This window comes from Flavobacterium anhuiense, assembly GCF_050990855.1.
Taxonomy (GTDB): Bacteria; Bacteroidota; Bacteroidia; order Flavobacteriales; family Flavobacteriaceae; genus Flavobacterium; species Flavobacterium anhuiense_C.
Genome location: NZ_CP158861.1, coordinates 689,184 through 714,464, shown reverse-complemented (window position 1 = coordinate 714,464; position 25,281 = coordinate 689,184). Strand labels below are relative to the sequence as shown.

Sequence of the window (25,281 nt, the reverse complement as noted above, 5' to 3'; positions counted from 1 at the left end):
ATATAAAAAATCAAAACATGCAAAGTCCGTCTTTTTCTATTTATGATGCTTCTGCCGGATCAGGAAAGACGTATACTTTGGTAAAAGAATATTTAAAAATTATTCTTTCTTCTCCAAAAAACGATGCATACCGAAATATCTTAGCGATTACTTTTACTAACAAAGCGGTTCATGAAATGAAAAGCCGTATTGTTGGAAGTCTCTCTGAATTTGCAAAAGACGATCCGTCTCCAAAAGCAGCTGATTTGATGGAAGATTTGTCTCGCGATACTGGACTTTCTATTATTAAGATTAAAGCCAAATCACAGCAAATTATTAAGCACTTAATTCATAATTATGCGGCTTTTGATATTTCTACCATTGATAAATTTACTCATAAAGTTATTCGTGCTTTTGCACACGATTTGAATCTCCCGATGACTTTTGAGGTTACTCTAGATACCGAAAATTTATTGGTCGAAGCTGTTGATGCTATTATTGCTCAAGCTGGAGAAGACGAGACATTGACAAAACTACTCATCGATTTTACAATGGAAAAAACTGATGATGACAAAAGTTGGGATGTTTCGCGCGAAATTCTCGATACGGGAAGATTAGTTTTGAATGAGAATAATCGAAATGAAATTCTGCATTTTCAAGACAAAACAATCGGTGAGTTTGTTGAGATTAAAAAGAAAATGCAAGCGCTTTGCAAAGAACTGGAAGATATAAATGAAGGTCTTGCAACGAAGGCGATCGAATTGATTGATAAAAACGGAATTGACCCAAAATCATTTTCGAGAGGAACTTTTCCAAATCATTTAGAAAGTATTCGAAGCGGAAAATTCAATCCAAAAAATAAAACTTTTCACGAGTTTGATGATATTGCGATTAACAAAACGGCAAAAGACCGAGTGTTAATTGAAAATAGTATTCCAGAACTACTTCAAATATTAAAAGAGGTTTATCAAAATTTCGAAAAAAGAGATTTTTATAAAGCCTTTTTAAAAAATATAACGCCACTTTCTTTACTGAATACGGTAAGTAATGAACTTGCTAAAATTCAGTCTGAACAAAATGTCTTATCGATTTCGGAGTTTAATGCGATTATTCATCGCGAAATTCAGAATCAACCCGCGCCTTTTATCTATGAACGTTTGGGTGAGCGTTATCGTAATTTTTTTATTGACGAATTTCAAGATACGTCAGAAATGCAGTGGCAAAATTTGATTCCGCTTATTGATAATTCTCTTTCTGGTTTAGATGATTTTGGAAATAAAGGAACTTTGATGATTGTTGGAGATCCGAAACAATCGATTTATCGCTGGCGCGGAGGAAAAGCGGAACAGTTTATTGAATTAAGCAAAGAAGAAAATGCTTTTTTTCATCATGAAAAAGTAGTAAAACATTTAGATACTAACTATAGAAGTTATAGTGAGGTTATTGAATTTAATAATGCTTTCTTCAAATTAATTTCGGCTGAATTTACAAATCAGGATTATAAAGATTTATATGAAAATCATAGTTTTCAAAATACGAATTCGAAAAAAGGCGGTTATGTAAATATTTCTTTTCTTCCAATTGCCGAGAAAAATGAATTTGTAGATGAAGAAGAAGCTGTAGAGAAATCTGATTTGTATGTTTTGGCAACTTTAAATACAATTCGAGAAGTTGTTAAGCAAGGATTCGAATATAGAGACATTGTAATTCTAACTCGAAAAAGAGATCAGGGAATTGCGGTTGCCAATTATCTAACCGAACAAGGTGTTCCTTTGTTGTCTTCAGAAACTTTGATGATTCAAAATGCATCAGAAGTTCGTTTGATCGTTCATCTTCTAAGGTATCTAAATAATAGCGCCGATTTAGAATCGAAAGCTAACTTTTTGCATTTCCTTTCTTCAACGAAAGATTTACCGATGCCTGTGCATGATTTTATAGCATTAGGAATGAGTCATAAATTTGAAAAAGAATTTGAAGAATGGCTTATGACTTTTGACGTTTCTTTTTCTTTTGAAGATGTTAGGAAGAAATCTTTGTATGAAGCCGTAGAAATTATCATTTCTAAATTTATTCTCTCGTCTGAAGGAAATGCTTATGTGCAGTTTTTCTTGGATATTGTTTTAGAAAGAGATATTCGAAATCAATCTGGTGTTGCAGATTTTTTGATTTTCTGGGATAAAAATTCGGAGAAATTTAGCATTCCGTCTCCAGAAGGAAATAATGCAGTTCGAATTATGACAATTCATAAGTCGAAAGGATTGGAATTTCCTGTTGTAATTATGCCTTTCGCAGACGAAGATTATAATAGGAAGCCAAAAGATAAACTATGGCTTGATACTGAAGAAGTAGATTTGGGAGTTCCGAAAGCCCTGGTTGATAATAGTAGTGCTGTTGAAAGTTTTGGCGAAAGCGCGTCGGCAGTTTTCAATCTGAAAAAACAAGAAGAGCTTTTGGATAATATAAATGTGCTGTATGTTGCGCTGACGCGTGCTGAAGAGCAACTATATGTAATTTCTCAGTCGCTAAAAGCAAAAAACGATGGAGAATATCCAAATAATATGGCTGCTTTTTTTATTAAATTCTTGATTCATCAAGGGGTTTATGACGAAGAAAAGTTGAATTACGAATTTGGAAATAAAACTAGATTGTCAAAAATCACTAGAACAGTTGATAGGGTTAAGTCTATCCCTGTTGTGAGAGAGGTTTTGAATCCGAAAAATATTAAAATTGCACAACGAGAAGCATTGATGTGGGGAACGCATCAGCAGGAAGCTATTTCGTATGGAAACATTGTGCATGAGATTTTGGCTTTTATTAAGGATAGATCAGATGTCGATTTAGCGGTAACAAAGGCGTTAGAAAATGGCTTGATAACTTTTGATCAGGTTGATCAAGTTTTGCAGACTTTAAAAGAAATAGTAAATCATGAAGAACTGAATGTTTGTTTTGACGGAAAAGATACCGTTTTGAATGAGCAGACGATCGTTCAGAAAGAAGGAAGGATTTTAAAGCCAGACCGTGTTGTGTTTTTAGAAAACAAACAAGCCTATCTGTTGGATTATAAAACAGGAGTTGTCAATGCCAAGTATCAACAGCAAATTCAGGAATATCAAGATGCAATTGAAGATTTAGGATATAAGGTTTTGAAAAAAGCATTGGTGTATATTGGAGCGGAAATTGAGGTGGTAAATTTGTGAAAAAATTAATCAGATGTTAAAGAAAAAACGAAGCTTTATATTGGTTAAGCTGTTAATTTTTAACGTTTTAAATAAATAGAAAATGTACGGTAAAATAAAAGAACATTTGCAAAACGAATTGCAGACAATTGAAGAAAATGGAATTTTTAAAAAGGAGAGAATCATAACTTCTCCTCAAGGTGCAGAAATCACAATTTCTACAGGGGAAACTGTGTTGAATTTTTGTGCTAATAATTATTTAGGGCTTTCGTCGCATCCAGAAGTTGTGCAGGCAGCCAAAGACGCAATGGATACGCATGGTTTCGGTATGTCATCTGTTAGATTTATCTGTGGAACACAAGATATTCATAAAACATTGGAGAAAAAAATTGCGGATTTCTATGGTACTGAAGATACTATTTTATACGCAGCGGCCTTTGATGCAAATGGAGGTGTTTTTGAGCCTTTGCTTGGGGAAGGTGATGCTATTATTTCAGATAGTTTGAATCACGCTTCTATTATTGATGGCGTGCGTTTGTGTAAGGCGGCTCGCTATCGCTATGAAAATAATAATATGGAAGATCTGGAGCAACAATTAATTAAAGCTAATGAAGCTGGTGCTCGTTTTAAATTGATTGTTACCGATGGTGTTTTTTCTATGGACGGTTTAGTGGCGCCTCTAGATAAAATCTGTGATCTTGCTGATAAATATGATGCAATGGTGATGGTAGACGAATGTCATGCTGCTGGTTTTATTGGGGCGACTGGAAAAGGAACTCTTGAAGCAAAAGGGGTAATGGGAAGAGTGGATATTATTACAGGAACTCTTGGTAAAGCTTTAGGGGGAGCAATGGGTGGATATACTACTGCTAAGAAAGAAATAATCGAATTATTGCGCCAAAGATCTCGACCGTATTTATTTTCAAATTCATTAGCCCCAGCTATTGTTGGAGCTTCAATAAAAGTGTTTGAGCTGTTAGAAAAAGATACAACGCTTCGAGATAAATTAGAATGGAATACCAACTATTTTAAAGAAGGCATGAAAAAAGCAGGTTTCGATATAATTGATGGAGATTCTGCAATTGTTCCAGTTATGCTATACGATGCAAAATTGTCTCAAACAATGGCAAATGAACTTTTAAAACAAGGAATTTATGTTATTGGGTTTTTCTTCCCAGTAGTTCCAAAAGATAAGGCTAGAATACGAGTGCAGCTGTCTGCGGCGCACGAAAAAGAGCATTTGGATAAGGCTATAAATGCCTTTGCAGTTGTCGGTAAAATGTTAAAAGTTATATAATTACCACCTCTGTTAAATTTTTGTAGGTTTTTTTTAACATTTCATTTTGTATTTAAAAAATTTGGTGTTACTTTTGCTTGTAATTAACTAAATTGTAATTAAAAAAATTAAGTATGAAACATCTTAACAAACTTTTAGTTGCTGTATTGATGGCGATGGGTTTAAATGCTCACGCGCAAGATAGCAACAATCCATGGGCGATCTCTTTTGGGGTTAATGCTGTGGATACAAGAACAAGTTCAGGTTCAGGAAGTGGATTTTTTGATCAACACTTTTCTCAGCCATTCGCAGCAAAAGACAACTGGAACGTTCTTCCTTCTTTATCTTACATTGGTGTGTCAAGATATGTTGGTAGTGGTTTCTCAGTTGGTTTACAAGGGTCTGTAAACAAAATTGATAAATATGTTACTTTCGATCCAAACAATCCAGCTCATGATGGAAGAGGTAATGTTGTGTCTAATCCTGGTGACTTAATGTATTACGGAATTGATGCTACTATCAAATATAGCTTCCAAGAATTAATCAAATCTAAAGTGATTGATCCTTCGTTATCTGTTGGTGGTGGTTATACTTTCTTCGGAGATGAGAGCTTTGGTACTGTTAATCCAGGAGCTGGTTTAACTTTTTGGTTTACTGATGCTATTGGTCTTGAGTTAGCTACAAGATACAAATGGGCTGTTGCAGATGGAGAAGGTGATAAATCTGTTTTCCAACACACTGCAGGTTTAGTTTTCAAATTCGGAGGTAAAGATACTGACGGAGACGGAATCTATGACAAAGATGATGCTTGTCCAGATGTTGCTGGTTTAAAACAATTCAACGGATGTCCTGATACTGACGGTGACGGAATCGTTGATGCTTCTGACGCTTGTCCAGATGTATTTGGTTTAGCTGCATTAAACGGATGTCCTGATACAGACGGAGACGGAATTGCTGATAAAGATGACGCTTGTCCAGATGTTGCTGGTTTAGCTGCTTTAAAAGGTTGTCCTGATACTGACGGTGACGGAATCGCTGATAAAGACGATAAATGTCCTACAGTTGCTGGTCCTAAAGAAAACGGTGGTTGCCCATTCTTAGATGCTGATAAAGATGGTGTTGCTGATAAAGATGATGACTGTCCAACAGTTTATGGTCCTGCTAGCAACAGAGGATGTCCAGAAGTAACTTCTGAGGCATTAGAAGATCTTAAAGTTCAAGCTAGAGCGGTATACTTCAACTCAGGAAAAGCTACTTTCAAAACTGGAGATAAAGAAACTCAAGCTAGATTAGATGCTATTAAAGAAATCCTTAAAAACTATCCAAACGCGAAATTCTCTATTGAAGGACACACAGATAGTACAGGTTCTGCTAAAATCAACGATAAACTTTCTCAAGACAGAGCAAATGCTGTAATGAATGCATTGATCGAAAGAGGAGTTAATCCTGAAAACTTAGAAGCTAAAGGATTTGGATCTTCTAAACCAGTTGCAAGTAACAAAACTGCTGCAGGTAAAGCACAAAACAGAAGAACTGAAATTAGACACATTGGTTCTAAATACCAAGGTAAACTATAATTAGTTTTCTAAATAAATAGGAAAAGCCATTCTTAATTGAATGGCTTTTTTTATTTTTATCCTATGGTAAATACTTCTTTTCTTCAAAAAATTGCCTCTGTTGTAATTCAGGAGTTTGCAGATAAACTTTCTAAAATAACAATAATACTTCCGAATAAAAGGGCAAAAGTTTTTTTGATTGAAGCTCTTAAAAATGAGACTTCAAAGACTATTATTGCACCAGAGATTACAAGTATAGAAGATTTTGTTCAAGATGTTGCTTCAATACGTGCGGTGGATTCAATCGAACTTTTATTTGAGTTTTACGAAGTTTATTTGTCTATTACCGAAAAGAAACATCAGCAATCTTTTGAGCTGTTTGCGAATTGGGCAAAAACTCTTCTGCAAGATTTTAATGAAATTGATAGGTATCTTTTAGATCCATCACATGTTTTGTCTTATTTAAAAGATATTGAAGATATAAAAAGATGGGGACTTGAAGTAGATCAAAAAACGAAACTTCTAGAAAATTACATTGATTTCTGGAAATTGCTTCCGTTATATTATGAATCGTTGTATGGCCATTTGTTGTTTAAGTCAATTGGTTATCAAGGATTGATTTATAGAGAGGCAGTAAATAATCTTAATCATTTCTCGAATACTATTGGAAATCGCACTTTTATTTTTGCGGGTTTCAATGCTTTAAATGCTGCCGAAGAAAAAATCGTACAGCATTTACTAGCTTTAGATCAAGCTAAAATTTATTGGGATGCAGATCAGGCTTTTCTTAATGATCCATATCATGATGCGGGGCTTTTTTTAAGACGTTTTAAAGAAAGTTGGAAGCATTATAAGTCAAATGTTTTTGATTGGATTGTAGATGATTTTTCGCAGTCAAAAAATATTCAAATTATTGGAACTCCAAAAACAATTGGGCAGGCAAAACTAGCGGGAAGCATTATTGAGGATTTAATAGATAAAAATCCAAATGCTTCGCTAGATAAAGTTGCTGTTGTGCTTGGTGAGGAAAACTTATTGGTTCCTGTTTTGTATTCACTTCCTTCATCTGTTGGGGCTTTGAATATTACAATGGGGTATTCTGGGAAAAATAATCCATCACAGATTTTTGTTGCTAAACTATTTAAAATGCATACCAATGCGCTCTCTAGGAAAGGCGGGAGTTATGTTTTTTATTATAAAGATGTGCTCGATATCTTGACGCATCCGCTGGTTGAGCCATATGCGAATGCGCATAGATTGGTAAGAATAATAAAAGAGAATAACTACACTTTTATTACGCATCATAAAATTTTAGAACTTCATCCTGAACCTTCGAGTTTTTTTAATTTATTATTTGAAAAATGGGAAAATGGTTCTGTTGCAGTTTTAAAAAATATTTCAGCCTTATTAATTGCGATTAAAGGTCATTTTAGTAATGATAATGAAGAAGAAAAAATTGCAAAAGCTTTTGTTTACGGAGTTTTTAAAGTAATCAATAAACTTATAAATTATTATTCCAAACATCATCATATTGATAATATCGACACGCTTCATTCGATTTATAAACAAATTATAGATTTGGCAGAAGTATCTTTTGAAGGTGAACCGTTACGTGGTTTGCAAATTATGGGTGTTTTGGAAAGTCGTGTCTTGGACTTTGAAACGGTGATCATAACTTCTATGAATGAAGGGAAATTTCCTGCCGGAAAATCGCAGAATTCATTTATTCCTTATGATGTAAAACGTGAGTTAGGACTTCCTACTTTCAAGGAAAAAGATGCTATTTATACGTATCATTTTTACCACTTATTACAAAGAGCAAAAAATATCTATTTGATTTATAATACGGAAAATGATGGGTTGGATGCCGGAGAGCGAAGCCGTTTTATAACACAATTGGAAGTCGAAAAGAAGGCGCAGCATACTATTGCATTTGATATTTATAATCCAGACCTTCCTAATACTGCTTACGAACCTATTTCTGTTCCGAAGTCTGATTTGGTTATGGAGCGACTGAAGGAAATTGCTGCCAATGGTTTTTCGCCATCAGCATTGACAAGTTATATTCGAAATCCTATAGAGTTTTATTTTCAAAAGATATTGAGGATTCGCGAAGTAGAAGAAGTGGAAGAAAATATTGCTTTAAATACTTTAGGAACAATTATTCATGAAACTTTAAAAGCACTTTACGAGCCTTTTATAGGAAAATTTATTTATGAAAATGATCTTTTAAATTGCTTTAAGTTGTTGGATGACGAAGTTTTGAAACAATTTAAATTGGTTTATAAAGAAGGAGAGATTAAAAAGGGACGTAACCTTTTGGCTTTTGAGGTGGCAAAGCGAAATGTTTCTAATTTCTTGAAAATGGAATTAGAGTCTGTAAAAAATAATGAAGCGATTCAGATTATTGCTTTAGAGCAGACTTTTGAGCGAGAATTTGTGCATCCTAAATTGCCATTTCCTGTTTTAATTAAAGGAAATGTCGATAGAATCGAACGTCGAGATGGAAAAATCCGAATCATCGATTACAAGACAGGAAAAGTGGAAAAGTCTAACGTAATATTGAAAACCTGGAACGGGTTAACGCAGGAGCTTAAAAACGATAAAATCATTCAGGTGTTAGCGTATGCTTTTATGTTTGAAAAAGAAGCGGGCGGACTTCCGATTGAGGTGGGAATTATTTCGTTTAAAAACTTAAAATCGGGTTTCTTGCCTTTTGGTTTTAAAGAAGATAAAGATTTAGATACTACGGTTACACCTCAGATATTAAACTGTTATTTAGAAGAAATTGCCAATTTGCTAGGAGAGATTTTAGATATTAATATTTCTTTCGAGGAAAAAATCTAAGACTTATTAGAAAATTTCAAAACATATTTGAGTTTTATAAGACAACTTTGCTTGTGAATTTGGCTGTCTCTGGGATTGCATTTCTTTTTGGGGGATTTGCTTATTTTTTGCTGATGATAGCTACAGTGGGTTTTGCATCGAGTATTGGATTCAAAGAAATGTATCGCCAAAACGAGTATTTGTTTTATATGAACAACGGTTTCTCTAAAAGAAAACTTTTGTTTTATAGTTTATTGCTCAATTTTACGTTTGTGTTTTTACTTTCCGTATTGCTAATTTTAATTCAAAAGATATCTTGAAAAGGCATGTTCTAGAAATAAGTGGCGTTCAAAAAAGCTTTAATGCTAAATTATTGCTTTCTGATGTTTATTTGAAGTTGGAAACAGGGCAGATAATTGGGTTGTTTGGTAGAAATGGCTCTGGTAAATCGACATTATTGAAAATCATCTTTGGCATAATATCCGCTCTCGATAAAAGTATTTTTATTAACGGAATTTCGAAGAATAAATCCTCATTGCTGTTAAATGAAATTAGTTATCTGCATCAAAACCAATTTATTCCCAATCATTTTTCAGTTTTTAAGACCATTCAGTTATCTGTCGATAAACAAAAAGTGGATGTTTTTTGTAATGACAATTTTTTAAAGCCTCTTTTGAATTGCAAAATCAGGAATTTATCTTTTGGAGAATTAAGATATTTGCAAGTTAAATTGATTCTTTTTAACCAATCTAAATTTGTTTTATTGGATGAACCTTTTAGTGGTTTGTCTCCAAAAATGGTTGAAAAAGTAAGTTTACTAATTAAAGAAAATTCCCAAGAAAAAGGAATAATTGTTACCGATCACAATTATCGAAGTGTAATAGAAGTTGCAACTGATTTAAGAGTTTTAGATCAAGGTAAGTTACGGGTAATCAATGAAAAAGCCGAACTTTTCGAGGAGGGTTATCTACCAAGTTCGGCAATTTTTTAGACGCTTTAGCTGAATATTTTTTTGAAAAAACCTTTTTTAGATTTTTCTTCAGAAGTCGAGTTGTTAATGTGTCCGTTTTCAATACGAAATCTTCTAAACTTCTCCAGTTTTACATTTAAGTCAAAGCGTAGTTCGTCAACAGTTTTCATTTTTATTACAATTTTTTGCAAAGCTATAGAAAAACTTTCGTGAAATGCAATATTCTGCAAATGTTAATTTTAGAAATGAGTTTTGTTAAGTAAAATGTTACGTTTTTAGTATTATTTGTTTTTTATGTTAATTTTTTTTGCATATTTTTTGCAAAAAAACGGCAATATTTAAGTGATAAATAAAAGTGCGTCAGTACGTTATACTGCGTCTTTTTTTAACAAGTGTTTATCGCACAATTACCTTTATTAAAATATCTTTGGCGCTTCCAAAACATGACAAATAAGAATATGATTGATTTACAAACACTAGTAGAAGAGACTGGCGCAGAGTCTGGACTAAGTTTTAATATTGATGGGATCTTAAATGAGTCTGTTAATTTAGAATATGACGGGAATGTTGCGGCAATGATCGGAATGATTTTAAAGATGTGCCTAGAAATGTCGGAAGATGTTAACAACGGAGATCTTAAACAAGTTATGATTAAAAATAACGACGGGATTGTTGTGGCAAGCAAAAATCAAGACGATAATTGCATCGCGTTGCTATCTAAAGATTTAAGTAAAATGGGTCTATTGCTGAGAAGAATGGATTCTATTTTTAACAACTAATTTAAAACCAAATATTTTAATACACATGTCAGATTTTTTACAAAACTTTCAAAACGATTTAAAAGAAAATATTAACGGATTTATTGCTGTTTCTGTTACAGAAGTTGAAACAGGAATGTCTTACTGTTCCTTAACAGTAAAGTCTGATTTTGATCCAGAATTGGCTTCGGCTTATAATTTAGAAGTTGTAAAAGCTAAATTAAATGCACTTAAAGCTTTAGGATTGAACCAGAAAATTAATGACATTTTAATTACCCTTACAGATCAGATTCACATTATTGATGTTTCTGAAGATGGAAGATACTTTATCTACTTAGCGGTAGATTCTACTAAAGCAAATCTTGGCTTAACAAGAGCGACTTTATCTAAATACAAGAAAGACATTACTTCAAAGTTATAATGATATTTTGCCCCCAAGAATGAGAAAAAGGCTGTTTCAACCCTAGGTTAGAAATGGCCTTTTTTGATTTTGATAGTTTTAGATTGTTATACAAAGAAATCTAATAAAACCGTTTTTAGTTCTTCTTTGTTTTCGATTTGGCTCATGTGGCCGTCTTCAAAAGAAACCAATTCGGCTGTTGTATCTTCAATTTGAGAAAGACTTTCTTCGTAGTTTAAAACAGGATCTTTTTTGCCTAAAATGAATAAAATTGGGAATAAATTTTTGCGAACCAATTCTTCTCGATCTTTTCTAATTTTCATTCCTTCTTGAGAAGCAATAATTCCTTGTAGCGGAGTTTTTAAAGCTTCTGTTTTTACTTTTTCGATTTCTTCTTCCAATCGAGTTCTGTTGTTTTCACTAAATAAATTGGCGATTGCCAAACTTACAAAGGCCACGTAGTTTTGTTTTACGGCTTTTATGGCGCGAGTTCTATTTAGTTTTCTCTCTTTGCTGTCTTCTTTTGAAGTTGAATTCAGCAAAACTAATTTTTGAATTTTTTTTGGATATAATTCGGCGAAAGCCAAACCAACATAACCACCCATCGAATGCCCGACAATTATAGCTTTTTCTATATTCAAATTTTCTAAAACGGCATTTACCGCACCGGCATTATCTTCCATTTTATGAACATAGCCTAAGCAATCAGATTCGCCGTGACCTAGTAAGTCGATGGTCACAACGCGATATTTTTCTGAAAACAGATCTGCATATTCAGACCACATTTTTTTGTTTTCGAGAAAGCCGTGAAGTAAAACGATTGCTTTTCCTTTTCCTGTGTCGGTGTAGGATATTTTGGTGTTTTTGTATAGGATATGATTCAAAACAGAAATTTTATACTGCAAAAATAGCTATTTTATAAGCCACAAGAAATATAAAATAAGATTTAAATGCGAAGTCTTCTGCGATTCTCTCAAAGAAGCGTAAGCTCTTTTCATTTGGGTTTTAACAGTATTTATCGAAATATTGTGATCTTCTGCAATTTCTGCGTAGCTAAGTCCTTCAACCACATGCGATATGAAAATTTCTCTTCTCGCTTGCGGAATTTTTTCTACTAAAGTCTGAATTTGAGGTTTTTTATTTTCTTCTGCGTTTTCAAACAAAACTTGTTCTTCAGATTTTGGAAGGACTATTTTTTTGGTTTGCAAACTGACTGTTTTGTTTTTTTCTAAATGCTGAAGACTTAAATTCTTTATTGCTCTTGTTCCATAAGCTTTAAATGAAATGGTAAAATCTATCGCTTCTTCTTTTTCCCATAAATAAATAAAAAAATCTTGCACAATATCTTTCGCGACATCTTTGTCCTTGACTATGCTGAAAGAAGTCAAAGAGAAAAAGACAAAATGTTCTTTGTATAAGGCTTCAAATATTTTTAAATCTTTATGATTTAACATTAAAAAAATGACATTTATTATTTTGTAATGGATTACACAGTGCCAAATGTAAAATAAAAACTTAATTTTTTTTCATAATGTGTAAAAAAAATCAAAAAATATTGATTTGTTGTCACCCTAAAAAACTTTTTTTCTAACAGATAGAAAACCACTATATAAAAAACAAATGACTTTAAATTCAAAATTGATTACTATCCTACGGGAAATAAGGTCTGATGGAAACTTTGATGCTTCTAAAATAAAATCATTGCCTCCAGAAGATCAAGAATTAATACAGAATCTTCGGGACAACGGCTTGCTGGAAGACGCACTATCGTATGTAGAATCTCTGGATGTAGACGAAAATTGGAAAGAATTAAAAGAAAAATTGAACGTAAATAAAAAGTCAATTGTAATTAATTGGAAAAGCACCTTTCAATATGCAGCGATTTTTTTGTGTCTATTCGGGTTAGTTTATCTTTTTCAATATAAAAATGGAAAACAAAATGAAACAAAAATTCCTTCAGATGCAATTCAGTTGGTTTTAGAAAATGGAGATATTCAAGTTTTAAGCCCAAACGGAGAGCAGCAAATAATTAAAAAAGATGGAGAAGTAGTAGCTTCTCAGATGAATAACGAAATTAATTATGATTCTGATAATTCAATAAATAAATTGATTTACAATCAAATTAAAATTCCGTACGGTAAGACTTTTAAAATTACACTATCTGATGGTACAATTGTAAATATGAATGCAGGCTCTTCTTTGAAATATCCAATTCAATTTATCAAAGGGCATAAAAGAGAAGTGGTTTTAGATGGTGAAGCTTTTTTTGATGTGGCAAAAGACAAAGCACATCCGTTTATTGTAAAAACTAGGGGCGTTGATGTGAAGGTTTTAGGAACCAAGTTTAATGTGAGTTCTTATAAAGAAGATTTGGATATAAATACCGTATTGGTTGAAGGTTCGGTTAGTTTATCTGATAAAGCAAACAAAAAAGCGATACTTGCTCCTGGCGAAAAAGGATCTTGGAATAGCAATAATCCAGAAATAGCTGTCAACAAAGTTGATACTCGTTTTTATACGGAATGGATAAACGGAGAAATTGTTTTTAGAAAAACAGCTTTCAGGGATATTATAATCAAGTTGGAAAGAACTTATGATGTTACGATCGAAAATAACAGGAAAGATATTTTAGATAAAAAATTCAATGCCAGTTTCAATAAGAATATTGAAAGTATCGAAAAGGTATTGGAAACGATGAGTAAAATACAAGGCTTTACTTATAAGAAAGAAGGAAAGCTTATAAAAATATACTAACTACCTAATTTACTAACCAACAAAACCAATTTTTTATGAAGTGAAAATGTAATTCTTTTTGATAAATGCAAGAAAGAAAATCGGAAAATAGGACGAGTATTTCCCGATTTAAGTATTGTGTTTTAAACGACGTATCGAAATTAAATCATTTAAAATCAATCCAAAATTATGAAAAAAATAATTAAGAGGAATTGGCGTAGCCGCTATTTGCCTCATATTAGCCTTAGAATGAAATTAACCACACTCTTTTTGATGCTTTCTTTGATGAGAATTCAGGCAGGTGTCTATTCGCAAAATACAAAACTGACATTAAATTTAAATAATGCTCCTGTTGAGAAACTGTTTAACAAAGTCGAATCTGTTTCTGAATATAGATTTCTTTTTGAAAGCAGTGCAATTGATCTAGACAGAAAGGTGACCATTAATGTTAAGAAAAAAGGAATTGCTGAAATACTAGAAGAAGTATTTGAGAATACCGATATATCCTACACCATAAACGATCGCCAGATTATTTTGGTAAAGAAAAAGCAACAAGTAAATCTGAAAGATAAACATGCTATTGAGAAAATAATAGTAGAGCAAGGAATTGAAATTACTGGAGTGGTAACCGACTCGAAAAATTTGCCAATTCCAAGTGCCAATGTTATAGAAAAAGGAACCAATAATGGTGTGCAAACCGATTTGGATGGGAAGTTTACCATTCGCGTAAGCGGAACAAACAGTGTTTTAGTTTTTTCTTTTATCGGATTTGAAAATAAAGAGGTGACTGTTGGTCAAAGCAAGTCTCTGAGCGTAATTTTAAACGAGCAAAATTCGGCATTGAACGAGGTTGTAGTGGTAGGTTACGGATCGGTAAAGAAAAAAGATTTGACAGGAGCCGTGGCAACCGTAAAATCGTCTGACATTTTGTTGAGTCCTGTGGCTAGTCCAATGGAAGCGCTTCAAGGAAGAGTTTCTGGTTTGGATATTCAACGCGGTTCGGGACAGGCAGGAACATCTCCAAAAGTATTAGTGAGAGGAAATAGATCGTTGACAGCAAGTCAAGATCCGTTATATATTATTGACGGAATTCCTTCAAGTATCGATAATTTGAATACGAATGATATTGAAACTATTGATGTTTTAAAAGATGCTTCGTCTACAGCAATTTATGGTTCTTCTGGAGCAAACGGAGTTATTGTAGTAACAACTAAAAAGGCAAAAGCAGGAAAAACACAAATAGATTTTAATAGCTATTTTGGATTGAATGGTTTTTCTTCTTTTCCTGCTCCGCTTACAGGAGAGAAATGGTTGAATTATAAACGCGATAAATTTTATCTAGATAATGGCTACGAAGCAACGAGTTTAACCGATTTAGGTTTGAATGCAGCAGCGGTGGCTGCAATAGAAAAAGGGCAATATGTAAATTGGATTGATGAAAGTTTGCAAGTTGGGATTCAGCAAAATCATAATCTTTTTATGAGAGGTGGATCAGAAAAAGTTCAAGGTTATTTCTCTTTAGGATATGTGGGCGAAGAAGGGATTTATCAGAACGATAAAATGAAAAGTTTTAATTCTAGAGGCGGAGTTGATTTAAAATTCAGCGATAAATTTAAAACAGGTTTTCAGTTGATTTTAAACTATAAAAACGGAAGCACCACAAATAGTAGAATTAATAAAGCGTATGGTATTTATCCGTTAGGAGTTCCGTATGACGAAAATGGAGTTGTCAATCTTTATCCGATAGAAGGCGATCCTAATAATATTAGCATTTTGGCCAATAATTATCCAGGAGCTTTTGCTAATGAATCTCTAAGTTATAATGTTCAGTTTAATCCTTATCTTGAATTTGAATTTGCTAAAAACTTTAAGCTTAGATCGAACTTAGGAACTAAATTTTCTGGAGGAAGAGCAGGTACATTCCAAAATAAAAACTCATATAATTTATTATCTGAAGGGAGAACAGCAAGCGAAGCAACCTACAATATGACTTTGGCTTACAGTTACATTTGGGAAAATATCTTGAATTATAATTTTAAAGCAGGAAAAGACCATGATTTTACTTTGACAGGAATTACTTCTTGGGCCGATAATAGATCTGAGGGTTCTTATATGGGAGGAAATGGGATAGATTACGACGATTTCTTGTTTTATAACATGGGAGCGGTAAAAAATCTGACGACCAGAATGAATACGTACAGCCAGTTTAACAGAATGTCATTTGCTGGTCGTGTGAATTATAGTTTTAAAGGAAAATATCTTTTCCAATTAACGAATAGATGGGACGGAGTTTCTCCTCTAGCAGAAGGAAATAAATGGTCATCGTTTCCATCAGCATCTGTGGCTTGGCGCATTAGTGACGAAAGCTTTATGGAGGGAACAAGCTCGTGGTTAAATAACTTAAAATTGAGATTAGGATATGGAGTTTCGGGATCCGCAAATATTGATCCGTATTCTAGTTTGACTCGTACTTCAACCAAAACAAGCAACCTTTCTCTTGGTGGTGGTACCGCTTTGCCAATGTATGTGCCTACAGAACATATTTCAAATCCAGATTTAACTTGGGAGCGTTCTACAAATACTAATTTAGGTTTGGATGTTTCAGTGTTGCGCAATAGAATTGATTTGGTTGCCGAATATTATTGGACACAAACTGACGGTATTTTATGGGATCGCCGTTTGCCAACCAGTTCAGGAGGTTATGATGCTAAAACACCTTATAAAAAGACGTCTAATATTGCTACTTCTAAAAATGAAGGATTCGAATTGTCGATAAACACTAAAAACATTGAAACGGAAAACTTCAAATGGAGTACTTCATTTACTTATACACATGCCAAAGAAAAACTGACCAATATTGATTTAGGAAATCTAAATGTTAGCCAATTAATTTCTGAAGGTCTTTTTATCGGGCAAACTCCAGCAGCGGGAGGTGTATTCTATGATTATAAAAAAATAGGAATTTGGCAATTAGGTCAGGAAGAAGAAGCTGCTTTATACGGAGCTAAACCAGGAGATATTAAATTACAGACAGTGCCACAGGTTGATGCCAACGGAGTTTCTGATAACGGAGTGCACGTTTATTCTACAAAAGACAGAATGATTGTGGGTAACAACGTTCCAGATTATTTCTTTGGACTTCAAAATACATTCAAGTACAAGAATTTCGATTTTACTGTATTTGTAAACGGAAGATACGGCGGTATGATGCGCGCGCAAGTTCTTGGATATTGGAACAAAGAAGCGCAACCTTCTACATACGATTACTGGACACAAGACAATCCGACGAACGATTTTCCGAGACCAGGAGGAACTTTCAACACACAATTTCAGTCGGGATTGGAGCTTGTAGATGCTTCTTATATAAAAATCAAAAACATTACCATTGGTTATTCTATGCCAGAGGATTTTCTTAAAAAAAGCGGTTTAAATAATCTGAGACTTTATATGACGGCGTATAATCCTTTTGTTTTTAGCCGTAGCCATTTATTGAAAGATGTTGATCCAGAAAACGGAGGGTCAGATTCTTTCCCATTATTTAAACAAGTTATTTTCGGTCTTAATTTATCATTATAATAGTATGAAAAAGTATATAAAACTAAAAACAGTCATCTTAATGTTTTTTCTGGTTGGTCTTATCCAATCCTGCAGTTTAGATGAAAAAAACCTGACGACTGTTTCTTTGGACAAATCGTATGGCGAAAGAGCAGGATTTGAAGGGTTAATTAATAGCTGTTATGAGAATCTATATTTCTTGCACGGAAAAGTAGATTATATAGCACCAACAGAAGCAGGAACCGATTCTTGGGAAAATATAGGCACAAGCGGAATTGGTTATGCGCAATATACAAGTCAGTTAAACCCAGACGACGGGAACGTTAAAGTAATCTGGGGAACTTCGTACGCGACTATAAATCTATGCAATACGGCAATTTATTATTCAAAAGATGTAAAAGGATATTCCACTACAGATGAAAAGAATGCTGTGTTAGCAGAAGCTTATTTCTTGAGAGCATTTTGCAATTTTATATTAGTAGAACAATTTGGTGGCGTAGTTTTAAGAAAAACATCGTCTATTATTGAAGGAGCAGATAATGCACCAGTGCGCAGTTCTGAAAAAGAATTTTACGATTTAATTATCGAGGATTTAAAGTTTGCATGTGCAAATCTTCCGCTGCAGCAAACTTTGCAAGGGCGTGTGGCTAGGAAAGCTGCTTATGGTTTGTTGGCAAAAGTTTATTTGCAAAGAACAAGATTAGGAGACGTTGCAGAATATTCGAAATTGGCTTTGGATACAGCCGAAGAATTAATTAATAATGCGGCAAAATACAATACAGCTCTATATTTAAGTGATAATACAACTTCTGGATTTAAGAAGTTATGGAGCGGTAGTAATAATAAGAAAAACACAGAATTTTTGTTTACTCAAGGAATTGATCCAGGAGGACTAAACCCTGAAGGATATAATAGAGGACGTACAAGACAATATTATTTGCCAGATTTAGCTACAAGAGGAGCAGAATGGGGCGCAGGAGCAACGAGTATTTTGTACGGAAGAGCAAACAGCCGTATGCTAAGGCCAAGTAAATATTTATTGACAGAAGTGTTTTCGCCAGTTCCATCGCCTGCAGATACTCGTTTTGCAGAAACTTTTACGTTTAAGTTTTATGCGGCAGCCAATAAAACAATTACTCAGGCAATGGCTACAGCTTACAAGAAAGACGCTTCGGTTGTCGGATATACTATTAAAAACACTTTAGCGCAGGCACTTCCGTCAATTAATTTTTATTCTCAACGAATAGAAGAGCAAATCAATATGAATAACGATGAAGGTTTGTCTGTTTTTACGCCCAATTGGAATATAGATCCTGCTGTTAAAAGTAAAATGCCAATGCTTGTTGCCGATCCGAGTGATCTTTTTGAGCCTGGAACCAACAAATATAAAGATCCAGCAATGTATCCAAACGATCCGAATTTGATCAATATATATCCTGCAATGCGAAAATTCTCTGCAGCATTGTATTGCCAAAGTAATCAGTATTGGTTAGGCGATATTCCAATTATTCGTCTGGGCGAAATTTATTTGGTTGCTGCTGAAGCTGCTATTTTGAGCGATAATCAAACAAAGGCATTGGGTTATGTCAATACGCTGAGAAAAAGAGCGGCCATAACTTCAAGAGAAAATGAAATGTTGGTAACAAGTGGAGATATGAATATTGATTTTATTCTAAAAGAAAGAGCAAGAGAGTTATCTGGTGAACACACAAGATGGATCGATTTGAAGCGTACAGGAAGATTGAATAAAACATACTTAGATCAAACCAATCCTATTGCGGGAGCCAATTTTGTTCAGGATAAACATATTGTTAGACCAATTCCGAGATCATTTTTGGATGCTATTTCAAATTCGAAAGAATTTGGCACTAACGGATATTAAAAGTTTTTTTGGTTAGTCTTCAGGGGCAGGTCGCAAGATCTGCCTTTGATTTTTTTAAGGAAAACGGCTTCCATTTCTGAAAGCCGTTTCTATAAATTAAAATCGATTATCGCCATCTAAGAGATTTCCTAATCCTCCAAGCAAACTTCCTTCTTCACGGCTGTTTCCGCCAGATCTTGGTGCCGAAGCAATAATGCGATCTGCTAATCTAGAGAAAGGTAAAGATTGAATGAAAACCGTTCCTGGACCTTTTAAAGTAGCGTAGAATAAACCTTCGCCACCAAAAATAGAATTCTTGATTCCGCCAATAAATTCAATATCATAATCTACATCTTTGGTAAAGCCAATAATGCAACCCGTATCTACTTTTAAGATTTCGCCAGGAGCCAATTCTTTTTTAGCCATTGTTCCGCCAGAATGCACAAATGCCATTCCGTCTCCTTCAATTTTTTGCATGATAAAACCTTCACCGCCAAATAAACCTCGACCTAGTTTCTGAGAAAATTCAATTCCAACAGAAACACCTTTTGCAGCGCATAAAAAAGAACTTTTTTGGCAAATAAATTTCCCTTGAAATTCAGTTAAATCAATCGGAAGAATTTTTCCAGGATAAGGCGATGCAAATGAAACTTTACTTTTGCTGTTGCCTTGGTTTAAAAATGCGGTCATAAACAAGCTTTCGCCAGTAAGAACTCTTTTACCTGCGTTTAAAAGTTTGCCAAATAAACCTGATCCTTGTTGTTGAGAACCGTCACCAAATATGGTTTCCATTTGGATATTGTTTTCCATCATCATAAAGCTGCCTGCCTCGGCAATTACAATTTCCTGTGGATCTAATTCTATTTCCACATATTGCATTTCTTCTCCAAAAATCTGATAATCTATTTCGTGTGCTTGCATGTTTTCTAAAGGATTTGTTTTCAAAATTAGTCGATTGAAACTTTAGAATGTTACAATTTTGAGTGCTCTTAAGACATTTTTAAAAATATTTTAAGGATTTGTTATTTTAAATTAGTCTTAATTATGCATTTAATTGCCTTAAATTATATATTTTTGCATCGTTATAATTTTATCAGAATGGCATTAGTTAGCGATTTGACTACCAAAGTATTATTTGAAACCGAAAAAGGATACAGTTACCAATGTGATTTGACCAATAGTATTATTATCAATTTTGTTGATACTGTGTCAAGTTATAAGATTCAAGATTTTTTGATTTTTCAAAGAAAGGTAAACAGTGTTGACATTCTTAACATGCTTTATGATTTATCTGACCAGTCAGATGTACAACTGATAGAAACTACTAAAAGAAACTTTTCTAGAAATCTTACGATCTGCGAAATAGTGCAGTTGAGAGATCTATTAAACGGAACAAAATTCACTCTTAATTTACATTCTATGCTTTGTAGTGTAGCAAATGTTGCGCTTATTTAGATTCTTACTTAGATTAAATCCAAATTTTCAGACATTTAGGTTCGCGTCCTTTAATTTTTGTAATTTTACAAGTACTAAAATTTAAGGTTATGAAAGATTTACTAAGAACACAAACGTCATTAACTGAAGGCGTAGAAAATATATTGAATTTACAAGCAAAATTAGAAAGTGACGCTTCAAACAAATATTTGGCTATGGCGGCATGGCTAGATAGAAATGGTTATGCGCATACAGCAGAATATTTGTATAAACAAGCTGAAGAAGAAAGAGAGCACTTTCTAAAAATTTTCAAATTCATTACAGATATGGGAGGGATTGCGGTTACGCCATCGGTTCCTGAAGTACAGCAAGAATTTGCTTCTTTTAGAGAAGTATTTGAAATTGCCTTACAAAACGAAATTGCAGTTACGCAAGCAATCAATAAAGTAATCGCAAAATGTAGAGCTGAAAATGATTATGCTACAGAAGATTTTATGATGTGGTATGTAGCTGAGCAAAGAGAAGAAGAGAAGAATGCAAGAAGAGCATTAGAACTTTTTGAATTAATCAACGGAAACGAAGCTGACGGTAAATTCCAATTGGATGTTCAGATTTCAAAAATCGGATAATTATTAACCGATTTCTAAAATTAATAAAGCCCTTAATAGTGATATTAAGGGCTTTATTTTTTTATTCATTCATTAAAGTTTCGATTTCGTCAACTTCAACTGGAATATTGCGCATTAAGTTGAACGGTTCTCCTTTTTCTTGAACCACAACGTTATCCTCTAAACGGATTCCGAATTTTTCTGCTGGAATGTAAATTCCTGGTTCAACCGTGAAAACCATATTTGGTTTCATTGGCTCGTGAAGCAATCCATAATCGTGCGTGTCAAGTCCTAAATGGTGAGAAGTTCCGTGCATAAAATATTTTTTATATGCCGGCCATTCTGGATTTTCGTTTTGAACATCGGCTTTGTCTAATAATCCTAAACCAAGCAATTCAGATGTCATGATTTTACCCACTTCAACATGATATTGTTTCCAAAGAGTTCCTGGCGTAAGCATTTTTGTAGCTTCGTTTTTAACATTCAAAACGGCTTTGTAAACTGCTTTTTGACGGTCTGTAAAACGACCAGAAACCGGAATTGTTCTCGTCATATCACTTGAATAATTTGCATATTCAGCCGCAACGTCAAGTAAAATCAAATCGCCTTCTTTACATTGTTGGTTGTTTTCAATATAATGCAAAACATTTGCATTGTTTCCAGAAGCGATAATAGGCGTATAAGCAAAACCTTTAGAACGGTTACGGATGAATTCGTGAGCTAATTCAGCTTCGATTTCGTATTCGGTAACATTAGGTTTTACGAATCCTAATAATCTACGGAAACCTTTTTCTGTAATATCACAAGCGTGTTGAATCAAATCGATTTCTTCGCTTTCTTTTACAGAACGAATTCTTTGTAAAATTGGGTTGCTTTTCGCCACATTATGTGCAGGATAACGCTCTTTCCACCATTTTACAAAACGAGCCTCACGAGTTTCTGTCTCTACAGTCGCACGGTAGTGTTCGTTTGTATTAATGTACATTGTATCTGCATACGTCATCATTTCGTTCAAAACTTTATGAAAATCTTGTAACCAATAAACCGTTCTAATTCCAGAAACCTGAAAAGCACGTTCTTTAGTCAATTTTTCACCTTCCCAAACTGCGATGTGATCGTTTGTTTCTCTCAAGAAAAGAATTTCTCTCTGGTGCTCGTAAGGCGCATCTGGAAACAAAAGCAAAACACTTTCTTCCTGATCTACACCACTTAGATAAAAAATATCTCTGTGTTGAGCAAAAGGCAAAGTACTGTCTGCACTAATTGGGTAAATGTCATTTGAATTGAACACGGCAACCGAATTAGGTTTCATTTCTGCCATGAATTTTCTGCGGTTTTTTACAAAAAGACCACTGTTTATTTGATGATATTTCATAATAAATTCGTTTTTGAACTTCGAATTTCAAAATTACGTATTTTAAATATATCGAGTGAAATTGAATTCTTAAAGTTTTGCTATTTATTGGGTTTATTTTTCAGCCACAGATTTTATGGATTAAAATGGATTTTTCTCATTTTATGATTTCGACGAAGGAGACCCGAGCGATAGCGAATAGGCGAAGCAAATCTCCGCAAGAAGCTCTACAAAGATTAGCGATTCGGCTGTAGATTTTTAAACTTAGAATCTTAGCAAAACTTAGAGCCTCAGAATCTTAATTTGGGCGTGTCCCTCCGGGTCGGGCTTTCGGCTATATCTTTTGCTCCGTTCCACTTCACAAAAGGATACCGCCTCTATCCCTCACGCAAAACATTTTCATAAGATATTTTATGGTTTTTATGTTTTGTAAGAAAAGATTCTTTTAATTAGTATTTTCGTATAGCCAAAACTAAAACTAAAATCATGAACAAAATTTTTACGTTATCTTTTTTCATTTTTTCTTTGATTATATCTGCTCAAAATCAACTTCAGTTTAATAAAAAGACTATTGAAAGCCAGGATAGATGGGTCGCTTTTTCAGCAGATAGTATTGGAAATTATCCTTACGGATTTGTGTATGTTGATTCGGAAGCTGGATTAACTTTTGACTACGAAGGGACTTTTAGAATAGATGAGAAAGGAAAATTTGTATCTACGAAAAAAGAATGTCAAGGAGCCATGAAATATAGATTAGAGCCAAGTAATAATTTGGTAGCATTTTTACCAGAATCGAAATTCAAAGAACTAGAAATACCAAAAATACCCGAGTGGCTTCATTTTTATAAAGAGAATGAGGATTCAGTAATGCATTTTTATGCTTTAGGATTTATGTACAATGGATGGAATGAATGCGAAAAAGCTTTAGAATATTTAGAAAAAGCAAAGAAAGTGGAGCCAGATTATATAGGACTTCGTGTTGAATTGGCATTTTCCTATAATTGTTTGAAACGCTATCAGGATGCGGTTGAAATATTAAAAGAAGCTATAAAAAATAATCCGCTCGATGCTTATATCAATAAGGAGTTTATCTATGCAGAAGTTAAAAACGGTAATTTAGAAGAGGCAAAAAAAGTTTGCCGTAAAGTTTTTAAAGAGGTTAAGGATAAAAGTTATAATGCTGAAAATGCATACAATATTTTGCAAGCATATTTCTTGAATAAAGATGTTAAGAATTTTAAAAGTTGGCTTTCTGAAGCCAATTCAGATTTAATGAGCCAGACAAATATCAAGGATTTAGTAGAACAAATGAAAAGTGAACTAAATGTGAAAAGTTAAAAATGAACAAACTAAATCCATCCATAAAACATCATTTAATAATTGCGAATTTTATAAGCTTATGGCTTTTTATATTCGCTTTTATCATAAAACCGTTTGACGATGGAACCATAAACTTTCAATCTTGGCTTCTAATCAGCATTGGTTTTAGCGGATTGGCTTTTGTTTGTTATGCAATTCTCGCTTTCCTTCAAAAAAAGATTTACGATAAAAGGCAAAAGTGGAATGTAAAACTCGAATTTTTAAGTCTTCTTTTTTATTATTTCATTTATTTAATTGGAGTTTATACTTATTATAAAAGCCCAGTTTTAAACGGAGGTTATACTTTTGGACAGTTTTTCACCATCATCTTTATTAAAGTCACTTTGATTTTAACGCCTGTACTTATTCTAGCCAGAACTTATTTGATAAAACTGATTCTTGTAAAAGAAGATATTCTGGTTATTAAAGGCGAAAACAAATTAGATATTTTAAAAATCAACAAGACCGATTTGGTTTGCATTTCGAATGCGCAGAATTATGTAGAGATTTTTTATATCGAAAATGGAAAACTTCAATCAAAACTAATTCGTTCTTCGCTCAAAAAAGTGCAAGATGATTTTGATTTTTTAATGCAAATTCATCGTTCCCATTTAATAAATCCGTCACATTTTAAATCCTGGAGAAATTCAAATACCATTATTTTGACTCAAATCGAACTTCCAGTTGCTAAAAACTACAAAGAAGTTTTATTGGCCTTGTAATTTCGTACCTAAAACACTGCATTTTGTACCCAAGTCTATAAAATTAGGCTTTTAGAAAAGGTTTCATTTTAGTTTTGCTTCATCAATTTTAAAATAAATTATGAAAACAAAACATTTTTGCATGACTGGAGTAGTACTTTTTTTAGTGAGTTATTTATTTTTTTCAGGCCTAATACCCAATTTAAGCGACTCGATAGATTTTGCGCATTGGTTTAATTTAATTGGCGCGTGTTTCTTATTATCGTTTAATGATGCATTTCCAAAAACGAAGATCAATAAAGTTGCTTCTGTTTTGACAACTTTAGGTGTTATTGCACATATCGGACTCTGTACAATCGATTTTATAATGTCGAGTTACGGAAATAACGAAATCGCAAAAGAAGCATTAAGTCATCAAATTACAATTTCGCCATTGATTTTTTATCCTTTTATAGCGGTTGGACCGTCTTTGCTTTTTCTTGGTTTGGCATTGCATGCGTTTACTTTTATAAAAACAGAAACGGTAAAATCTTTGATGGTAATTCTCGGTTCGATTGCTGTTGGAATTTCTTTTTTCGTTTTTAGAAATGGAATTTGGATGTTTTTGAGTTGCGTAGTTTTTCTTTTGGGATTAACATTGTTGATTTTTAATCAGGAAAAAGAGAAGTATTAAGATATAATCACAAAGTTTATCATTCCGAGGAATGACAAAAATGGCGTAGAGGATCAAGAAAA

At 33.5% G+C, this 25,281-nt stretch carries 20 protein-coding genes; 15 read left to right on the top strand and 5 right to left on the bottom strand.

Features of this window, described 5'->3' with window-relative positions; genetic code table 11:
- Positions 1-17 precede the first annotated feature (17 nt).
- The 5 genes from ABTV69_RS03405 (at position 18) to ABTV69_RS03385 (ending at position 9,804) form a co-directional block, all read left to right on the top strand.
- Positions 18-3,176, top strand: a complete 3,159-nt coding sequence (locus ABTV69_RS03405) for a UvrD-helicase domain-containing protein (RefSeq protein ID WP_433834261.1) — start codon at positions 18-20, stop codon at positions 3,174-3,176.
- 82 nt (positions 3,177-3,258) lie between these two features.
- On the top strand, positions 3,259-4,452 hold the full coding sequence (gene kbl, locus ABTV69_RS03400) for a glycine C-acetyltransferase (protein ID WP_433834259.1): 1,194 nt from the start codon (positions 3,259-3,261) through the stop codon (positions 4,450-4,452).
- Between the two features lie 113 nt (positions 4,453-4,565).
- Positions 4,566-6,008, top strand: coding sequence for an OmpA family protein (locus ABTV69_RS03395; RefSeq protein WP_433834257.1), 1,443 nt, complete (start codon positions 4,566-4,568; stop codon positions 6,006-6,008).
- 63 nt (positions 6,009-6,071) lie between these two features.
- Entirely contained in the window at positions 6,072-8,834 is a 2,763-nt protein-coding gene (locus ABTV69_RS03390) for a PD-(D/E)XK nuclease family protein (RefSeq protein WP_433834255.1), read from the top strand.
- Positions 8,835-9,186: 352 nt separating this feature from the next.
- Entirely contained in the window at positions 9,187-9,804 is a 618-nt protein-coding gene (locus tag ABTV69_RS03385) for an ATP-binding cassette domain-containing protein (protein ID WP_433834253.1), read from the top strand.
- A gap of 5 nt (positions 9,805-9,809) precedes the next feature.
- Here ABTV69_RS03385 and ABTV69_RS03380 read toward each other — a convergent pair whose 3' ends face one another.
- Positions 9,810-9,953 carry a hypothetical protein gene (locus tag ABTV69_RS03380; protein WP_172426846.1) on the bottom strand — a complete coding sequence of 48 codons (144 nt, stop codon included), beginning with the start codon at positions 9,951-9,953 and terminating at the stop codon, positions 9,810-9,812.
- Between the two features lie 273 nt (positions 9,954-10,226).
- Between ABTV69_RS03380 and ABTV69_RS03375 the strand changes: the two genes are divergently transcribed.
- Positions 10,227-10,562 (top strand): hypothetical protein, encoded by a 336-nt coding sequence (locus tag ABTV69_RS03375; RefSeq protein WP_433834251.1) that lies wholly within the window; start codon positions 10,227-10,229, stop codon positions 10,560-10,562.
- 25 nt (positions 10,563-10,587) lie between these two features.
- A complete protein-coding gene (locus ABTV69_RS03370) occupies positions 10,588-10,962 on the top strand; it encodes a hypothetical protein (RefSeq protein WP_433834249.1) in 375 nt (124 codons plus the stop codon).
- An 86-nt stretch (positions 10,963-11,048) separates the two neighbouring features.
- On the opposite strand, the gene ABTV69_RS03365 is transcribed toward ABTV69_RS03370, so the two are convergent.
- Positions 11,049-11,825: an alpha/beta fold hydrolase gene (locus ABTV69_RS03365; protein WP_433836665.1), complete on the bottom strand. Its 777-nt coding sequence runs from the start codon at positions 11,823-11,825 to the stop codon at positions 11,049-11,051.
- 27 nt (positions 11,826-11,852) lie between these two features.
- A complete protein-coding gene (locus ABTV69_RS03360; protein ID WP_433834247.1) occupies positions 11,853-12,395 on the bottom strand; it encodes a sigma-70 family RNA polymerase sigma factor in 543 nt (180 codons plus the stop codon).
- Between the two features lie 166 nt (positions 12,396-12,561).
- Here ABTV69_RS03360 and ABTV69_RS03355 point away from each other — a divergent pair, with 166 nt between their 5' ends.
- From ABTV69_RS03355 to ABTV69_RS03345, 3 genes are all read left to right on the top strand, one after another.
- Positions 12,562-13,695, top strand: a complete 1,134-nt coding sequence (locus ABTV69_RS03355; RefSeq protein WP_433834245.1) for a FecR family protein — start codon at positions 12,562-12,564, stop codon at positions 13,693-13,695.
- A gap of 228 nt (positions 13,696-13,923) precedes the next feature.
- The gene (locus tag ABTV69_RS03350) at positions 13,924-17,250 is read left to right on the top strand and encodes a TonB-dependent receptor (RefSeq protein WP_433834243.1); all 3,327 of its coding nucleotides are present in this window, start codon (positions 13,924-13,926) and stop codon (positions 17,248-17,250) included.
- Positions 17,251-17,254: 4 nt separating this feature from the next.
- Positions 17,255-19,111: a RagB/SusD family nutrient uptake outer membrane protein gene (locus ABTV69_RS03345; RefSeq protein WP_433834241.1), complete on the top strand. Its 1,857-nt coding sequence runs from the start codon at positions 17,255-17,257 to the stop codon at positions 19,109-19,111.
- Between the two features lie 96 nt (positions 19,112-19,207).
- Here ABTV69_RS03345 and ABTV69_RS03340 read toward each other — a convergent pair whose 3' ends face one another.
- Complete coding sequence (locus ABTV69_RS03340; protein ID WP_433836663.1) at positions 19,208-20,011, bottom strand: TIGR00266 family protein; 804 nt, start codon at positions 20,009-20,011, stop codon at positions 19,208-19,210.
- A gap of 177 nt (positions 20,012-20,188) precedes the next feature.
- Between ABTV69_RS03340 and ABTV69_RS03335 the strand changes: the two genes are divergently transcribed.
- The gene (locus tag ABTV69_RS03335) at positions 20,189-20,545 is read left to right on the top strand and encodes a hypothetical protein (RefSeq protein ID WP_433834239.1); all 357 of its coding nucleotides are present in this window, start codon (positions 20,189-20,191) and stop codon (positions 20,543-20,545) included.
- A gap of 89 nt (positions 20,546-20,634) precedes the next feature.
- On the top strand, positions 20,635-21,153 hold the full coding sequence (locus ABTV69_RS03330) for a ferritin (RefSeq protein WP_433834237.1): 519 nt from the start codon (positions 20,635-20,637) through the stop codon (positions 21,151-21,153).
- A gap of 61 nt (positions 21,154-21,214) precedes the next feature.
- Here the strand turns inward: ABTV69_RS03330 and ABTV69_RS03325 are convergent, their stop codons facing one another.
- Positions 21,215-22,507, bottom strand: coding sequence for an aminopeptidase P family protein (locus ABTV69_RS03325; RefSeq protein ID WP_433834235.1), 1,293 nt, complete (start codon positions 22,505-22,507; stop codon positions 21,215-21,217).
- Between the two features lie 465 nt (positions 22,508-22,972).
- On the opposite strand from ABTV69_RS03325, the gene ABTV69_RS03320 reads away from it, so the two are divergent.
- From ABTV69_RS03320 to ABTV69_RS03310, 3 genes are all read left to right on the top strand, one after another.
- Positions 22,973-23,824, top strand: coding sequence for a tetratricopeptide repeat protein (locus ABTV69_RS03320; protein ID WP_433834233.1), 852 nt, complete (start codon positions 22,973-22,975; stop codon positions 23,822-23,824).
- Positions 23,825-23,826: 2 nt separating this feature from the next.
- Positions 23,827-24,567 (top strand): LytTR family transcriptional regulator DNA-binding domain-containing protein, encoded by a 741-nt coding sequence (locus tag ABTV69_RS03315; protein ID WP_433834231.1) that lies wholly within the window; start codon positions 23,827-23,829, stop codon positions 24,565-24,567.
- A gap of 100 nt (positions 24,568-24,667) precedes the next feature.
- Positions 24,668-25,219, top strand: coding sequence for a hypothetical protein (locus tag ABTV69_RS03310; RefSeq protein ID WP_433834229.1), 552 nt, complete (start codon positions 24,668-24,670; stop codon positions 25,217-25,219).
- Positions 25,220-25,281 lie beyond the last annotated feature (62 nt).

Coding starts and splice junctions, on each gene's coding strand:
- kbl (WP_433834259.1), top strand. CDS start 3,259: ATGTACGGTAAAATAAAAGAACATTTGCAAAACGAATTGCAGACAATT.
- ABTV69_RS03335 (WP_433834239.1), top strand. CDS start 20,189: ATGGCATTAGTTAGCGATTTGACTACCAAAGTATTATTTGAAACCGAA.
- ABTV69_RS03320 (WP_433834233.1), top strand. CDS start 22,973: ATGAACAAAATTTTTACGTTATCTTTTTTCATTTTTTCTTTGATTATA.
- ABTV69_RS03380 (WP_172426846.1), bottom strand. CDS start 9,953: ATGAAAACTGTTGACGAACTACGCTTTGACTTAAATGTAAAACTGGAG.
- ABTV69_RS03405 (WP_433834261.1), top strand. CDS start 18: ATGCAAAGTCCGTCTTTTTCTATTTATGATGCTTCTGCCGGATCAGGA.
- ABTV69_RS03310 (WP_433834229.1), top strand. CDS start 24,668: ATGAAAACAAAACATTTTTGCATGACTGGAGTAGTACTTTTTTTAGTG.
- ABTV69_RS03315 (WP_433834231.1), top strand. CDS start 23,827: ATGAACAAACTAAATCCATCCATAAAACATCATTTAATAATTGCGAAT.
- ABTV69_RS03350 (WP_433834243.1), top strand. CDS start 13,924: ATGAAATTAACCACACTCTTTTTGATGCTTTCTTTGATGAGAATTCAG.
- ABTV69_RS03340 (WP_433836663.1), bottom strand. CDS start 20,011: ATGCAAGCACACGAAATAGATTATCAGATTTTTGGAGAAGAAATGCAA.
- ABTV69_RS03355 (WP_433834245.1), top strand. CDS start 12,562: ATGACTTTAAATTCAAAATTGATTACTATCCTACGGGAAATAAGGTCT.
- ABTV69_RS03375 (WP_433834251.1), top strand. CDS start 10,227: ATGACAAATAAGAATATGATTGATTTACAAACACTAGTAGAAGAGACT.
- ABTV69_RS03395 (WP_433834257.1), top strand. CDS start 4,566: ATGAAACATCTTAACAAACTTTTAGTTGCTGTATTGATGGCGATGGGT.
- ABTV69_RS03370 (WP_433834249.1), top strand. CDS start 10,588: ATGTCAGATTTTTTACAAAACTTTCAAAACGATTTAAAAGAAAATATT.
- ABTV69_RS03360 (WP_433834247.1), bottom strand. CDS start 12,395: ATGTTAAATCATAAAGATTTAAAAATATTTGAAGCCTTATACAAAGAA.
- ABTV69_RS03330 (WP_433834237.1), top strand. CDS start 20,635: ATGAAAGATTTACTAAGAACACAAACGTCATTAACTGAAGGCGTAGAA.
- ABTV69_RS03390 (WP_433834255.1), top strand. CDS start 6,072: ATGGTAAATACTTCTTTTCTTCAAAAAATTGCCTCTGTTGTAATTCAG.
- ABTV69_RS03345 (WP_433834241.1), top strand. CDS start 17,255: ATGAAAAAGTATATAAAACTAAAAACAGTCATCTTAATGTTTTTTCTG.
- ABTV69_RS03325 (WP_433834235.1), bottom strand. CDS start 22,507: ATGAAATATCATCAAATAAACAGTGGTCTTTTTGTAAAAAACCGCAGA.